The following is a 14,780-nucleotide window of genomic DNA, read 5'->3' as shown; positions in this document are numbered from 1 at the left end:
GCAACAGAAGCGAAAAAAGCGCTGAATAACACACTAGACAACAAACTTGATTGGATAATATTTTTCAAAGGGCAATCCTAAAAATTCAATATTGAGTTTAATAAGCATTAATGGTATTTCAACTGAGAATTATTCTCAATAAAAGTATTCATTGTTTGCCATTTTAATTGATCAGTCGCTGTATAAAGCGTACTGTTTTTTTAATAGAATATTGATACCAACAACAGAGTTTAAAGATTAATTTTATTATGAACGACAACAGACTCGTTTACAGTACCCAAACTGGCCGAATAGAAAGTCAGCAGAAAAACAAAGCAATTCCCAAGGGAGATGGCATCGTCAGGATCAGGCGAGAAACGAAAGGGCGCAAAGGAAAAGGTGTAACCACGGTTTCAGGGTTAATAATAGCTGAGGACGAGCTGAAGCAATTGTGTACTAAACTGAAAAAAATGTGTGGTACTGGTGGAGCGGTAAAAGACGGAGTGATCGAAATACAAGGCGACAATAGGGATAAAATAAAAGCCACGCTTGAACAAATGGGGCATACTGTAAAACTTGCAGGTGGATAAACGTTCCTAAGTCGTCGGTCAGGAGTCAAAAATGCAGCATATCACGTTATCAGACATTAATATTGTGTTAGTAGAGCCCTCTGATACACAACGAAAAATCATCATCAAACAACTTGAACAAGCTAACGTATTGCAGGTTGAAGCGGTTAATAATGTGCAGTCAGCTGTTGAGCTTATTGCTAAACATGGGGCCGATTTAATCGTCAGTGCGATGTATTTCGAAGATGGCACTGGCATAGATATTATTAAGCAGATAAAAAGTGATAATACCTTAGCTTCCATTCCTTTTATGCTGATTTCTAGTGAGTGTAGAAGCGAGAAATTGGAAGAATTCAAGCAAGCTGGTGTGGCAGCCATATTACCTAAGCCCTTCTGTGCTCAGAGCTTGTCAAAAGCATTAAATGCATCTCTTGCACTTATCAATACTGACGAACTTGATTTAGCATTTTTTGATGTGAAGAGCGTACGGGTGTTATTAGTTGATGACAGTAAATTGGCCAGAAACCATATTCATAGAGTGTTGACAGGCCTAGGATTAGAACAAATTCTAGAAGCAGAAAATGGTGCACAAGCATTGACCATACTCAAAGACAATACCTTTGATTTAGTCGTAACCGACTACAATATGCCAGAAATGGATGGGCGAGAACTTTCTGAATTTATACGTTTTAACCCCGATACCGCGCATATTCCCATCATTATGGTTACCAGTGAATCAACATCAAGCCTGCACATGGCTAACATTCATCAAACTGGGGTGAACGCATTGTGTGATAAACCTTTCGAAGTCGATGAAGTCAAAAGGATCTTGGTCTCACTGTTAGATCAGTAGTCCCAATACAGTCTCGCTAGCTATTATTAATAGCCAATTGAACTTAGCTAAGTAATTGACTTATAAGCTATGAATTTATAGATTGCTTGTACCGTCAGTTTATTTTATCACGCCCAAACTTGTTCCTTTAGTCAAACTTATTGTCAGGGGATAGTGGCGCAAAATACATGAGCTCATGCGCCCCTAGCGATCAATAGTATTTAGGGTCAATGAATGCCGTTTACATTACGGTAGTTTCAAAATTGACAGGGATAAACTAACAATTTCTAAACCTTCATAAAAAGTGTTTTCAATCCATTAAGTGAGCCAAATGTCATCAACAGAATTAGAACAAATACGCGTACGAATAACCGAACTAGATAGTCAGTTACTTGAATTATTGGCCGAAAGGCAGCAGTTAACCAATCAAGTGGCTGAAACTAAAATTAAAAATTCAATTCCAGTTCGAGATCAAAAACGTGAAGAACAACTTTTAATACGCTTAATTAAGCAGGGCAAAAAGCACAATTTGGACGCTCAATATGTCACTCAATTATTCCATGTCATTCTTGAAGACTCTGTTTTAAATCAACAAGCAATGTTAGCGGCAAGAGCCAATCCAGAGACGTCCCTATCTGTCAATAGAGTGGCATTTTTAGGAAACAAGGGGACTTACAGTTATTTAGCCGCACAGAAGTACTTTAGCCGACGAGCGGGTGAATTACTCGAAATTGGTTGCCAGAGCTTTAGTGAAATCATAAAAAAAGTAGAAAATGATGAAGCTGATTACGCAGTGTTGCCCATTGAAAATACTTCTTCGGGCAGTATTAACGAGGTATACGATCAATTACAGCTCACCCATCTATCTGTTGTTGGCGAATTAACTCACCCTATCCAACATACTTTGTTAGTCCACAAAAATACCGATATCAGCAAAATAAAAACGCTGTATGCGCACCCACAAGTATTTGCCCAATGCAGTCACTTTCTAGCAGAACTAGGCAATGTTGAAGTGATCCCTTGTGAAAGTTCTTCGGCAGCCATGATCAAAGTCGCCGAACAAGATTCTGACACTATTGCCGCAATCGGAAGCGAATCGGGTGGGAATTTGTATGGCTTGCATGGGATCAAGTCAAATTTGGCCAACCAAAAAGAAAACCATAGCCGCTTCTTTGTGGTAGCGAAACAAGCTGTTAATGTACCTTTGCAAGTACCAGCAAAAACCACCTTGGTTATGTCAACAGTACAAAAAGCCGGAGCGCTGGTTGATGCACTAATGGTTTTACGAGACAACAATATCAATATGACTAAATTAGAGTCTCGTCCCATTACCGGTAATCCTTGGGAAGAAATGTTCTATATCGATGTAGAAGGCAATGTCCAAGATGGGCCAATGCAAAACGCGCTAGAAACATTAACCGCAATGGCGAGAACGTTCAAAGTACTAGGTTGTTATCCAATTGAAGAGATTAACCCAACAAAAGTGGCAGCAGTGAGCGCTTTGGCAGATTAACCTAAGATGCAAAAAAGAGCCGACTAACATGCCGGCTCTTTTTTGTTTAATGTGACTTTTGTTCGATGTGACGTGAAGAACGTATTAGTCGCCACTCAATGAACGATCATCGTCTGCTTTAAGCAGTAATTTCTTACTATTTAACAAACATTGTTTTGCGTAATCCCCAAACCAACTACCCACCTTTAAGAACTCTTTAATAAACTGAGCCTTATCATCGTTCTCGACGAATTTAAGCGCTTCTGAAAATTTACTATTGAATGATCTTAACCGGGCAACGCTGTCTTTATTATCAAAAATAATATCAGCGTACAAAGTCGGGTCTTGAGCAAAGAGTCGACCAACCATGGCTAATTCAAGACGATAAATTGGTGAACTTAAGGTAATAAGTTGCTGTAGATTGGGGTTTTCACCGGCCAAATGGGAGCCAAACACGAAACTACAAAAATGCCGCATAACCTGGATAAAGACCATGGCATCATCATGCTCTTTGGCATCGCACTCTTGCAATATCCCTCCCCAAATACGTAACTGTTCTAACAACCACTGGTATTCTTCTGTCTGTCTGCCATGGCACACCACCACTACCTGTTTGACCAAACTAGAAACATCTGGACCAAACATTGGATGCAAGCCTAAAACAGGACCTTTATGGGCCTTTAACATGGCTGATAACTGCTTTTCTTTAGTGCTGGTTATGTCTGCTAAAATACAATCTGCAGGCAAGTTGTTTAAACGGGCGATTACCGTTTCAGTCAGTTTTATTGGCACGGCAACCAACACTAATCCAGCATCTTGCAAAATTTCATCTGCCTGCTGCCAGTCGTCTTTTTCAAGCAAGGTTACCGGATATTTACTGCGCCTAAACATATCAACAAAAACACGGCCTAAGGCCCCCGCCCCACCCACTACGACTATTTTTTTAATAGCAGGGTTAGTGCATAAGTAACTAACATTCTGGGTGTGGTAAGACTCTCGCATGATCCTACGTAACAAATCCTCAACTAAAACAGGTGAAACCCCATAACTTTCTGCTTCATCACGTCGTTTGGAGATAAGCTCAGCTTCTCGTTCAGGTACATAAATGGGCAAACCAACTTGGCTTTTATATTCCCCAACTTTAGTGGTAATTTCTGCACGTTTCGCCAGCAACCTAACCAACTCACTGTCAATTCCATCTATTTGTTGTCTTAGTTGAGCAAGGTCGCTAGGAGAGATTGACATAATATTTCCTATTTTTTTGAGTCGTTAAACTTTTTAAACGTAAAGGTAACACAGCTGTGAGCTTTTCACGCATGTCGTTAATTAACTGTTCTGTGGATTGCCAATTGATACAGCCATCAGTTATAGATACGCCATAGCTTAACTCAGACAGTTTTTTACCCGTACTGCTTTGATTACCTTCATTTAAATGACTTTCAAGCATGATACCGATAATAGATTGGTTACCTTCTAAAATCTGATTAACCACATTTTTAGCCACCAAAGGTTGTCTGCGATAATCTTTACTTGAGTTAGCATGACTACAATCCACAACTAAACCCGCGCTCAACTTGTTCTGCTCTAATTCAACTTCACAATCGGCAACACATACAGAATCATAGTTTGGCTTTTTACCACCACGTAAAATGATATGCCCATCTGGGTTACCTTGAGTTTGGATCACACTCACCTGCCCTTCGCCATTGATCCCCATGAAACTATGCCCAGATGCGGCCGACTGCAATGCATTTATAGCGATACCTAAACCACCGTCGGTACCATTCTTGAACCCTACTGGCATAGACAAACCGCTCGCCATTTCTCGGTGAGTCTGTGACTCAGAGGTACGAGCGCCAATCGCGGACCAGCTAAACAGCTCAGCCAAGTATTGAGGACTAATAGGATCTAAGGCTTCCGTCGCCACAGGTAATTCCAATTCTGCTAACCAGATAAGTAACTCACGGGCTTTTCGCAAACCGGCTTCGATGTTAAAAGTGTCATTTAAATCGGGATCATTAATCAACCCTTTCCAGCCCACTGTGGTACGTGGCTTTTCAAAATAAACACGCATGACAATATATAATGTGTCTTTACAGCTTTGTTGTAAGGCTTTTAATTTTAGGGCGTACTCCTTAGCCGCTTCCACATCATGAATTGAACAAGGGCCGGTGATCACTAACAGACGATGATCTTTTCGATGCAAAATATTGCTAATCACTTGACGTGAGCCCTGAATAATTTTGAGTGATTCATCACTTACTGGTAATTCTGTTTTTAATGCTTTTGGTGTGACTAATATTTGCTCTGAAGAAATATTAATGTTGTTTATGCTATCCCGTAACATCGCTTTAACTCTTTATAAATATAATAAATGTGCTACCGAGTCTGGGGTTGTCCTGACTCAATACGTGTGCATTTTCGACTCTTGAACCGACTGTAAAGTTATTTGTACAGCGTGAAGTTATTTAATTCACCAAATGATATTGACTTTTTACCAGAAACTAGTATTCACAACAAGCTATTATTCTTTTTATGCACAATTGTGAACAATAAATGCACTATTAAAGGGATTTAATACGCTTCGCAGGCACACCAGCTACAACCGTATTTACCTCAACATTTTTAGTGACTACCGCTCCTGCCGCCACCACTGCATTATCGCCAATAATCACACCATCTAAAATCTTAGCGCCCATCCCTATCCACACATTGTTACCTATTGTAATGGGTAAAGCTGTTTCTACCCCCTTACGACGTTTTACTGGATCTAACGGGTGGCTGGCGGTAGAAATCAGTACACCTGGCCCTAGCATTACATCATCACCAAATGTCACGGTAGCGGTATCCAAAATAACCAAACCATGATTAGCGTAAAAGTTCTTTCCTAAATGAATGTTATATCCATAATCACAATAGAAGTCAGGCTCTATCCAAGCCCCGGCATAAGTCCCTACTAGGGATGCAAGTATTTTTCTGCTGCCTTTTCTATCATCAACATCGTGTCGATTAAATTGCTGGCACAAACGTTTTGCTGTTGCTCGCTCCTGCTGAAGCATCTTGCAACTAGGGAAGTACTCGCTGCCACTCAACATCTTTTCTTTTTCACTAGGTGTTGTCATACATCACTCTTTGTTATTCGTCATTAAAACCGCCAAGCAATAAATCGACTGACTTTTTGACCTTGCGCCATATCAACAATTTTACTCTCAGCAACGTTCACATACTTAAGAGATTGGCTCAGCGGTGCAATGTGTTTTTTATTTGCAACCAAAGACGTAAACCATCTGACTTGCTGAGAATATTCGACACTTTGAGTAATCATTCGCTGAATAAAGGCTAACTCACCGCCAGAGCACCACAACTCATTTGACTGGCCCGCAAAATTCAATCCATTGTTATTCTTGTTGATTAATGTGGAGCGCCTTTTTTGAGCATGCCTGGCTAAGTTTCTAGTTTTACGTTGCGAGCCGGCTTGCGCGTCTGCAGCCGAACGATGGAACGGCGGGTTACACATTGAAAAATCAAATTTTTCTGTGGGCGCAATGATGCCACTAAAAATATCTGCAGAGTTTTGTTGAAGGCGTAATTTGATATGACCTCTTAATGACGCGTTGCCATCAATAATTTGTTGTGCCGACTGAACCGACCTTGGGTCAATATCCGTACCTAGCATGCTCCAGCCATAGCTGCGACTGGCTAAAATCGGATACACAAGATTAGCACCTGTTCCAATATCAATACCTTTTACTTGTTTACCTTTAGGTAACTGTCCTTGATTGTCGAGGGTCAATAAATCGGCAATATGATGCACATAATCGACTCTTCCCGGTATTGGAGGGCATAAGTATCCTGTAGGAATATCCCAGAGAGGTACCTGATAATAATGGGCCAACAGTGCCGCATTTAACGCTTTCACCGCGTTAGCGTCTGCAAAATTTATAGTTTTGCTATTGTCAGGCTTGCTCACAATATGGGGCTTCAATATTGGGTAAGTTGCCACCAGTTGTTCTAACGGATAACCATGCTTGTGTATATTTCTGGGGTGTAATCCCAAGCCTTTATCTACCTTGGTCATAGACTAATCTTTGGGCTGCAATTTTTCTGTGATATCAAGGGCCAGTGCCTCGGCAACTTTAATACCATCTATGCCCGCTGACCAAATACCTCCAGCATACCCAGCTCCTTCACCAGCTGGATAAAGACCTTTAATATTGACACTTTGAAAATCTTTGCCTCGTTTGATGCAAATGGGTGAAGAGGTACGCGTTTCAACCCCCGTTAATAAACCTTCTTTTTTAGCAAAGCCTTTTATTTGCCGATCAAAGGCCGGAATTGCTTCACGAATCGCATCAACCACAAATGAGGGCATCACTTTAGCCAAATCAGTTAGCGTCACAGCCTGGCGTATAGGATGGCTTAACGTCACCCAGTGCTTCACTTGACTTGCCTTGTAAAAAATCACCAATCAATTGTGCGGGGGCATGATAATTTTCGCCCCCGCAGTAAAGGCTAATTCCTCTAAATTACGCTGCAATGCAATCCCAGCTAGTGGATGTCCAGGATAGTCTTGTTCGGGAGTAATGCCAACGACAATAGCGCTGTTCGCATTTCGCTCATGACGAGAGTATTGACTCATTCCATTAGTGACAACCCGGCCTTCTTCTGAAGTCGCGGCCACTACGGTGCCTCCAGGGCACATGCAAAAACTGTATACCGAACGACCATTTTTGCAATGGTGAACCAACTTATAATCAGCCGCACCTAATATTGGATTACCCGCATTAGGACCGAATCGACACTCGTCAATCATTGATTGTTCGTGTTCAATACGAAAGCCAATCGAAAATGGCTTAGCTTCTACATAAACGCCCATATCATGTAACATTTCAAAGGTATCGCGGGCACTGTGGCCAACGGCTAAAATAACATGTTCTGAAGGTAGATATTCATTGTTAGAAAGGTGTAACCCTTTTAGCTGATTGTCTTCAATGTCGAGCTTATCGACCCGTGTGCTAAAACGAATTTCTCCACCCAACTCTATTATTTCAGCACGCATTTTTTCAACCATATTGACCAGTTTAAATGTACCAATATGGGGTTTGCTGACATATAAAATTTCTTCTGGTGCACCCGCTGCGACAAACTCATTGAGTACTTTGCGACCATAGTGCTTGCGATCTTTAATCTGGCTATACAGTTTTCCATCCGAGAAAGTACCCGCGCCTCCTTCTCCAAACTGCACGTTTGATTCAGTATTTAGCGGCTGTTTCCGCCAGAAACCAAAGGTGTCTTTTGTACGCTCTCTTACCGCTTTTCCTCGTTCCAGCACTATGGGTCTAAAGCCCATTTGTGCCAAAATAAGGGCAGCGAACAAACCACAAGGGCCAAAACCAACCACCACAGGACGAGAGGTCAACCCCTTAGGAGCATGAGTGACAAATTGATACGTCATATCGGGAGCTTCACGTACATGAGGATCGGCCTGAAAAGAGTCAAGTAAAACCTGTTGATCTGTAACAGCAACATCCAAAGTGTAAATCAATAGAATATCGGATTTATTGCGAGCATCGTAAGCCCGTTTAAACACATTGAAAGACAGCAATTGCTCGACTGAGATACCCAGCTTTTGCAAAATAGCTGCGGGTAACGCTTGCTCGTCATGATTTAACGGTAATTTGATTTCTGTAAGGCGTAACATAAATGTTCCAGTAGGTCTGTGGCTAGGTCGATAATTATTCGACAAGGTAGCTGACTATTGTAACAATTTGTTGAGGCTGTTTGCCAATCAATCAAAATTAAAACTCTTGGGCTGAATTGATCGGTATTCCTTGCCTTTTAAAACCGCTACTTTATGATCGCTGATAAATAAAACAGCGCAGAACAATTCAATTCCCCATGACCTTTGTAGTAGCCGACAACTGTATTAAATGTAAATTCACTGACTGTGTGCCCGTATGCCCTGTGGACGCTTTTCACGAAGGTGAAAACTTTTTAGTGATTAATCCAGATGTATGCATTGATTGTGCGTTGTGCGTCCCCGAATGTCCGGCCGAAGCTATTTTTCAAGATACGGAATTACCCGAGCAACAAAAACACTACCTTAAGATCAATGCCGATCTAGCCGAAATCTGGCCCAATATTACCGAACTAAAACCAGCGCCAGCAGATGCTGACGAATGGCTTGGTATTGACAACAAACTTCCGATGTTAGAAAAGTAATTTTCTCATGAACACGGTGGATAATGCTTATAAACGCGTCACTTTTACATAATAGGCACCCAGTTCATTTTGCTGTTGATCAACAAAACTCGCCTGCAGTTTTCCTTTCCCTTTTTGCAGTTCTACATCAAAACTAATAACTTTATCGGTTGCTGTGACTTCTGTTGTTTTTTCAGTCTGGCCTATTTTAAGTTTGCCTAACACGGCTTTAAAGCCTATTCCTTTATGAGCCCTAACCGCTTTTTCGCCGGGCACATCGGCACCTGGCGCTAAATCTTGGTGAATGGCGGCGTCAGCTTCTTCAGGCCAACGTCTCAGTTCAATATTGTATTTACCCGATTTCACGATATTCACCCACCAATAACCTTTATGCACCCCATCGTCTTCAGCTTGTTGTTGGCGTACAAACTTTTGGTCCCAAGGTACCTTTTTGTTGTCGCCTAGCCAGTCATGAGAAGTTAGATCCACGGGATTAGCTTCGTCTGCACCTAAGTATATAGCAGTGGGTTCGCCAAATGTTGGCGCTAGTTCGGTCCACCAATTTTCATAAAAATGAGTTAAACGAGCAACCACCTCCGGATGCGCAGCCGCTACATCAGTTTCTTGCCCAGGATCTTGGTACATGTCGTATAACATCTTACCGTCTATCAAACGCCATTGGTCTGTCATAACCGAGCTTTGACGCCACTTAATTGGATTAAGCACTCGTTGAGAATCGGTGATCAAAATGCGATCAGACCAGTTTTCAGTATTCCCTTTCATTAATGGCAAAATTGATTTGCCATCAAACTCTACATCAAGCGGTTTGTTTGAGCCTGTCAAATCTAACAGTGTAGGTACTATGTCAACGTATGAAGTGATAGTGTCGACTTTTCGTTGTTCTGTAAAACCTCCGTTTGGCCAGTGTAAGAAGAATGGAACTCTATGACCGCCATCGTAGGCACTGCCTTTTTTGCCTCGCATCCCTGCATTATATATTTTGTCTCCGGCTGAGGTGCCATTATCAGTAGTAAAAACAAAAATAGTATTGTCCGCTAGGTTGTTTTCTTTTAGGTAGTTTCTAAGTTTCAGCACGTTATCATCAATATTATGGATCATGCCGAAGAAATGTTGTTGTGCAACAGTTAGCCCTTTATTGGCATATTTAGCTGCGTACTCTTCTGGTGCATGCATAGGGCCATGAGGAGCGTTCGTACTAATATATGCAAAGAAAGGCCGCTCATTATTTTTGGCTTTATCTATATAATCAATTGCTTGTTGAAAAAATACGTCAGTCACAAATCCTTGTGCTTCTTCCGCCACACCATTGCGAAAATAACTACCGTCAAAATAGGCGTTATTCCAATAATCTGGTGTTTGGCCCACACCACCACCTCCGTGATAGTAGGCAAACTCAAATCCTCTATCCATGGGACGATAAGGGTAATTGTCGCCTAAATGCCATTTACCAAACATAGCAGTTTGATAACCGTTGTCTTTTAATATATCAGCTATGGTTGTTTCATTTTCACGCAACATTGAACGGCCCATTATAGTGTGCCAAACACCAGTTCTATTAGTCCAATGTCCGGTTAATAAAGCCGCTCGGGTGGGCGAACACGTCGGTGCCACATGGTAATCGTTTAGGTTAACGGATTCTCTAGCCAAGACATCAATATTTTTGGTCTTTAGGATTGGATTCCCATTTATGCCGAGATCACCATAGCCTTGGTCATCAGAAATAACAAAAACAATGTTTGGTTTTTGTGATGACGGTGCTGTTTTACTAGGCGTCTTTTTACTCGTTCCTTGCTCTGATGAACAGCCGACAATAGCCACCATCAACCCCATTAAAAATAGTAATCTATGCATAACCTACTCTCTATTTTGATTGCTTCACTCAGAACTACAAATTCATAAATGACAATGCAACTTTATATATAAACAAAAACAGTATACTATTTGTAAATGACAAGTAAATAGAATCATTGACTAAAGGTAGCAGAATGAGAAAAATATCAACCCAATGGCTTTTAATTAGTTTATTCGTTAGTTCATTCTATGCTCTGGCACAAAAACCTGCACAAACCCCGACATGGACAGATCATAAATTAGCATTAGAGGAATACCCAAATTATCAATATCAAGGCGAATATTTAAAAGGTAATTCTGGCCTACAGGTGGTTGTCGTACAGAACAAATTTTACGTATCAGAGTACACGGGTGGCCTACTAGGAGCTGGCTGGGATCATTCAAAAATATCCCATCAATGGCTAACGTTAGAGGAATTAAAGAGATACTTAGCAAATGCGGTAAAGCATGATAGAGGCATAAAAGTTGGTGACTACCCAGCCCCTAAAAATGCAGAAATATTGTTTGCTGGGCAGAAAAATGACAAATGGAAATTTAATAAGATTGTCAATAATGTAATGATGGCGGGTGCACGTACAGCCAAAGATTACCAAGACTTTACTTTGCATCTCGAGTTTAGCACTCCATTTAAGCCAGAGCGCCCTTTATCTCATCCTGATAAAGGCAACAGCGGTATCTATCTATTAGGCCTGTATGAAGTACAGATTGAAGACTCTTTTGGCTTAGATATGGCTCCTAGTGCGTGGCAAAATATGGAGCAAATCAAGGCACCAGAATCATGGGCCGGTGCTTTGTATCGGGTAAAACCAGCTGATATCAACATGAGCCTAGCGCCATTGGTTTGGCAAAGCTTTGATATTACCTTCACCGCAGCTAAATTTAACAACAATCAAAAGATCCACAACGCCACCATCTCGGTTTGGCACAATGGCGTAAAAATTCATGACAACATAGAATTATCAAAAGGCACGGGAAGCAAAGCCAAGCTTAGTGAAGTCACTAGTGGCCCCATTCTGTTCCAAAACCACCACAACCCAGTACAATTTAGAAATATTTGGTTAGTAAAGCACTAAGCTATTTTGAGCAGCAGTTATAAAACGTAGTAACAAGCCAACATTTGCCGGCATAAAGCCCCCTTGGTGTTCCTTAAGTGAAACATTAGTCAACATGCTCATTAGTTTCACGAGCTGGCTTGTTGGTTATTAAAACTACTGGGGCAAGATAGGCCCCTTAATTTACAGACCTCTCCTTATTTTTAAGAAAGGCACCGCAACTTCTTGGTGGCTAATTTCGGCTATAACTCTGTTGAGCTATAGCAGTAACATTTTTCTTTATCTATATTACATTGCTCTTAGCGCTCAACATTGTGTCAGACAATTTTTACAAACAGCATCATGATGATTATTTTTCAATTTATAAACCAATCACTTGTATCTAGGGCACCAATGTTGCTTTCTAATTTTTCGAATGACTAATGAAATAAGAAAAGGATAGAAAAAGAACAAGGTTCAACGATTTAAAAAGCGACTAGTGGCTTTAGCATTAGTTTTTATTGCAACCAGTGGTCAAGCCATATTAATTGACGATACTGACAAAGGAGGGCAAACCGGAGCAACAGTTGGCGCCGATATAGATGCAGTAGGGGCAATAATCACTCGACGCGTGACGACTGACGTACCCGCACCATCAGCTATATACGTATCAATATTGATGTTTATGGTTGCAGTACGTGCCCGCAGATCACGTAAATAAACCATTATTTACCAGCTCGTTAAAGAGTAAAACAGCCGGCACAACAACTACTTAAACAATAAAACTTAGTCGTTGTTAATCAGTGTTTTAACTCGTTTAATTTCGTCGTCAATTGCGTTTTCTAATACAACTTCACCAGCTTGACTATACCAATACCTAGCATTTGGCATATCACCTTCAATTCGATGTAGTAAACCGTGTATTAAATAGTCTGATTTACTCGCCCCGTCTTGAACCAGTGCATGAGCATCATCCCATTTATCTAGTTCAATAAACTTAATAGCCTGTTGCAATCTGTTCATGATATTCACCACTTTGAAAATTTACTCAAATCTACCATCCGTTACACATCTCAACGAACGACAAAGTTAAAGCTGTAACATTCCCCAAACAAAGAACAACTAACAGCGTTAACGATGTTGTGTTGATTGGTTTTGATTAAATCATGCTAGCCGGCAGAATATGCTTTATCTAGGCCTAATTGCTACCGCTAACCACAACATTTTTTATATTTATTACCACTTCCACAACTACATGGATCATTACGCGCTGGTACTTTTATTGCTGTTACCGACCTTGGCTTATTTAAAATAACGGTTAATTCTGCAATCGACTCGACGGCGCCATCTGCACTATCCACTGTCACCATCGCATGTAAACCAGCGTCAGCAACTAACGCTTCAACTTCTAACTTGCGAGCTTCATTTGTTACCACTAAAGCTAAAGGATATTTTTTACTACCAGATATACGAGCCGCATTCTGCCCAGAGCCATACTTGATATGACTTTGACGCGCATCTTGACGGCCTTTAAAAAAATTTGTCTGACATCTAAGGATCCAAATTGAAAATAATTACGAGCATCTAACCAAGTCGACAGTGGTTAAGGCTAGGGCGCACAGTTTAACACGCATAAAGGAATCTAGGTTAAAAAACACATACAAAGGGCGTTGAGGCAGTAGCGGACAATAACGTATAGGCAGGCAAAGTGCGAACTCAACCACCTAATTTACAACAGCGGCTACGAGCATGAATAACTGAGATTCTAACAGTATTCAATTGTTCAATTATGGGTGTCTCAATTGGAGTTGATGGGTGTCTCAATTGGAGTTGATGGGTGTCTCAATTGGAGTTGATGGGTGTCTCAATTGGAGTTGGTATTACCATGTCGAACAAGGCCCACTGTGAATACTGGCCAGTGATCCACTAAACTTGACTATTCCTTCAACGAAGTGTTCACTTGGGCTTGACCAAAACAGACATTCATACAATGATGTAGTTTTTGATAGTGTAACTATGTATACATAATTATACGATTTACCAAAATTTTACAGGTAAACTTAACAAAGATTACGAAACGCAAGGAAAGTGACAATTTATGAAAAAACAGAAAGGTTTTACTCTAGTTGAACTAATTATAGTTATTGTGATTTTAGGGATATTAGCGGTTACCGCAGCCCCTCGATTTATTGATGTAAGCAGCGACGCCAAGAAAGCGACGTTACATAGTATGAAAGCAGCCATTCAAGCTGGCGCTAATTTAGTATATGCTAAATCGTTCATAGAGGGTGAGCATGACAATGTCAGCTCATTAGAAGCGAAATCTCAGATCCTTATTAACGGCGTAACTTTAGAGACTAATTTTGGTTACCCTAGTGCGGTATCAAGCTCACAGGTATCTGTATTGTCTTGGGCAGATTTAGATTTTACTAATGGCTACAAGCTAACTATTGGAGAGTTAACCGATAATACAACGCCTCCATATGGCAGTTTTGGGATAACTCTTGGTACCGAGACTCCTAACTTTGCGACTAATACCTGTAATTTAATTTATGAAGAGGCCGCTACACCTGACGATGTTCCCGATTACATTATTACTGACAGCGGCTGTTAAGAGCCCAATTCTTCATTTGAGTATAGATACAGCGTTTTTTTAAGTCCCCCATCATTTAAATCGAATTGTAGGGGGAATATATTAATCTAAGTTCTGGATGAGAAGTATCGTTATAATTTAATATTACATTATAATTCAATAACTTAAACTCATTCACATCACTTTACTTAATGGCTTACACGATGACGAA

General features: G+C 40.7%; 16 protein-coding genes. 7 read left to right on the top strand and 9 right to left on the bottom strand.

Annotated elements, in window-relative coordinates:
- Nucleotides 1–248 precede the first annotated feature (248 nt).
- The 3 genes from yciH to pheA all read left to right on the top strand — a co-directional run bounded on the left by yciH (nucleotide 249) and on the right by pheA (nucleotide 2,893).
- Entirely contained in the window at nucleotides 249–569 is a 321-nt protein-coding gene (yciH, locus tag RS130_RS13440) for a stress response translation initiation inhibitor YciH (protein WP_316026367.1), read from the top strand.
- 31 nt (nucleotides 570–600) lie between these two features.
- Complete coding sequence (locus RS130_RS13435; protein WP_316026366.1) at nucleotides 601–1,401, top strand: response regulator; 801 nt, start codon at nucleotides 601–603, stop codon at nucleotides 1,399–1,401.
- Nucleotides 1,402–1,711: 310 nt separating this feature from the next.
- Nucleotides 1,712–2,893, top strand: a complete 1,182-nt coding sequence (pheA, locus tag RS130_RS13430; RefSeq protein WP_316026365.1) for a prephenate dehydratase — start codon at nucleotides 1,712–1,714, stop codon at nucleotides 2,891–2,893.
- An 84-nt stretch (nucleotides 2,894–2,977) separates the two neighbouring features.
- Here pheA and tyrA read toward each other — a convergent pair whose 3' ends face one another.
- The 6 genes from tyrA to RS130_RS13405 form a co-directional block, all read right to left on the bottom strand.
- Nucleotides 2,978–4,117 carry a bifunctional chorismate mutase/prephenate dehydrogenase gene (tyrA, locus tag RS130_RS13425; RefSeq protein WP_316026364.1) on the bottom strand — a complete coding sequence of 380 codons (1,140 nt, stop codon included), beginning with the start codon at nucleotides 4,115–4,117 and terminating at the stop codon, nucleotides 2,978–2,980.
- On the bottom strand, nucleotides 4,101–5,219 hold the full coding sequence (locus RS130_RS13420; protein WP_316026363.1) for a 3-deoxy-7-phosphoheptulonate synthase: 1,119 nt from the start codon (nucleotides 5,217–5,219) through the stop codon (nucleotides 4,101–4,103). Before RS130_RS13420 ends, tyrA begins: the two co-directional genes overlap by 17 nt.
- 217 nt (nucleotides 5,220–5,436) lie before the next feature.
- Nucleotides 5,437–5,994 (bottom strand): sugar O-acetyltransferase, encoded by a 558-nt coding sequence (locus RS130_RS13415; protein ID WP_316026362.1) that lies wholly within the window; start codon nucleotides 5,992–5,994, stop codon nucleotides 5,437–5,439.
- 23 nt (nucleotides 5,995–6,017) lie between these two features.
- Nucleotides 6,018–6,950 carry a 23S rRNA (adenine(1618)-N(6))-methyltransferase RlmF gene (rlmF, locus tag RS130_RS13410; protein ID WP_316026361.1) on the bottom strand — a complete coding sequence of 311 codons (933 nt, stop codon included), beginning with the start codon at nucleotides 6,948–6,950 and terminating at the stop codon, nucleotides 6,018–6,020.
- 3 nt (nucleotides 6,951–6,953) lie between these two features.
- Entirely contained in the window at nucleotides 6,954–7,337 is a 384-nt protein-coding gene (locus RS130_RS23565) for an FAD-dependent protein (protein ID WP_346433344.1), read from the bottom strand.
- Nucleotides 7,338–7,340: 3 nt separating this feature from the next.
- Nucleotides 7,341–8,573, bottom strand: a complete 1,233-nt coding sequence (locus RS130_RS13405; RefSeq protein ID WP_346433335.1) for an NAD(P)/FAD-dependent oxidoreductase — start codon at nucleotides 8,571–8,573, stop codon at nucleotides 7,341–7,343.
- 197 nt (nucleotides 8,574–8,770) lie between these two features.
- On the opposite strand from RS130_RS13405, the gene fdxA reads away from it, so the two are divergent.
- The gene (fdxA, locus tag RS130_RS13400; RefSeq protein ID WP_316026360.1) at nucleotides 8,771–9,094 is read left to right on the top strand and encodes a ferredoxin FdxA; all 324 of its coding nucleotides are present in this window, start codon (nucleotides 8,771–8,773) and stop codon (nucleotides 9,092–9,094) included.
- 27 nt (nucleotides 9,095–9,121) lie between these two features.
- On the opposite strand, the gene RS130_RS13395 is transcribed toward fdxA, so the two are convergent.
- On the bottom strand, nucleotides 9,122–10,945 hold the full coding sequence (locus tag RS130_RS13395) for an arylsulfatase (RefSeq protein ID WP_316026359.1): 1,824 nt from the start codon (nucleotides 10,943–10,945) through the stop codon (nucleotides 9,122–9,124).
- 134 nt (nucleotides 10,946–11,079) lie between these two features.
- Here RS130_RS13395 and RS130_RS13390 point away from each other — a divergent pair, with 134 nt between their 5' ends.
- Together RS130_RS13390 and RS130_RS13385 are read left to right on the top strand one after the other, a co-directional pair.
- Nucleotides 11,080–12,018: a 3-keto-disaccharide hydrolase gene (locus tag RS130_RS13390; protein WP_316026358.1), complete on the top strand. Its 939-nt coding sequence runs from the start codon at nucleotides 11,080–11,082 to the stop codon at nucleotides 12,016–12,018.
- Between the two features lie 457 nt (nucleotides 12,019–12,475).
- Nucleotides 12,476–12,697 carry a hypothetical protein gene (locus RS130_RS13385; RefSeq protein WP_316026357.1) on the top strand — a complete coding sequence of 74 codons (222 nt, stop codon included), beginning with the start codon at nucleotides 12,476–12,478 and terminating at the stop codon, nucleotides 12,695–12,697.
- 65 nt (nucleotides 12,698–12,762) lie between these two features.
- On the opposite strand, the gene RS130_RS13380 is transcribed toward RS130_RS13385, so the two are convergent.
- Entirely contained in the window at nucleotides 12,763–12,999 is a 237-nt protein-coding gene (locus tag RS130_RS13380; RefSeq protein ID WP_316026356.1) for a hypothetical protein, read from the bottom strand.
- A 188-nt stretch (nucleotides 13,000–13,187) separates the two neighbouring features.
- Nucleotides 13,188–13,478 carry a PBPRA1643 family SWIM/SEC-C metal-binding motif protein gene (locus RS130_RS13375; protein ID WP_428982860.1) on the bottom strand — a complete coding sequence of 97 codons (291 nt, stop codon included), beginning with the start codon at nucleotides 13,476–13,478 and terminating at the stop codon, nucleotides 13,188–13,190.
- A gap of 596 nt (nucleotides 13,479–14,074) precedes the next feature.
- Between RS130_RS13375 and RS130_RS13370 the strand changes: the two genes are divergently transcribed.
- Nucleotides 14,075–14,590 (top strand): prepilin-type N-terminal cleavage/methylation domain-containing protein, encoded by a 516-nt coding sequence (locus RS130_RS13370; RefSeq protein WP_316026355.1) that lies wholly within the window; start codon nucleotides 14,075–14,077, stop codon nucleotides 14,588–14,590.
- The last annotated feature ends 190 nt before the right edge of the window (nucleotides 14,591–14,780 follow it).

It is taken from the genome of Paraglaciecola aquimarina, assembly GCF_032464635.1.
GTDB classification, from domain to species: domain Bacteria; phylum Pseudomonadota; class Gammaproteobacteria; order Enterobacterales; family Alteromonadaceae; genus Paraglaciecola; species Paraglaciecola aquimarina.
This window is presented reverse-complemented; position numbering and strand designations above follow the sequence as displayed.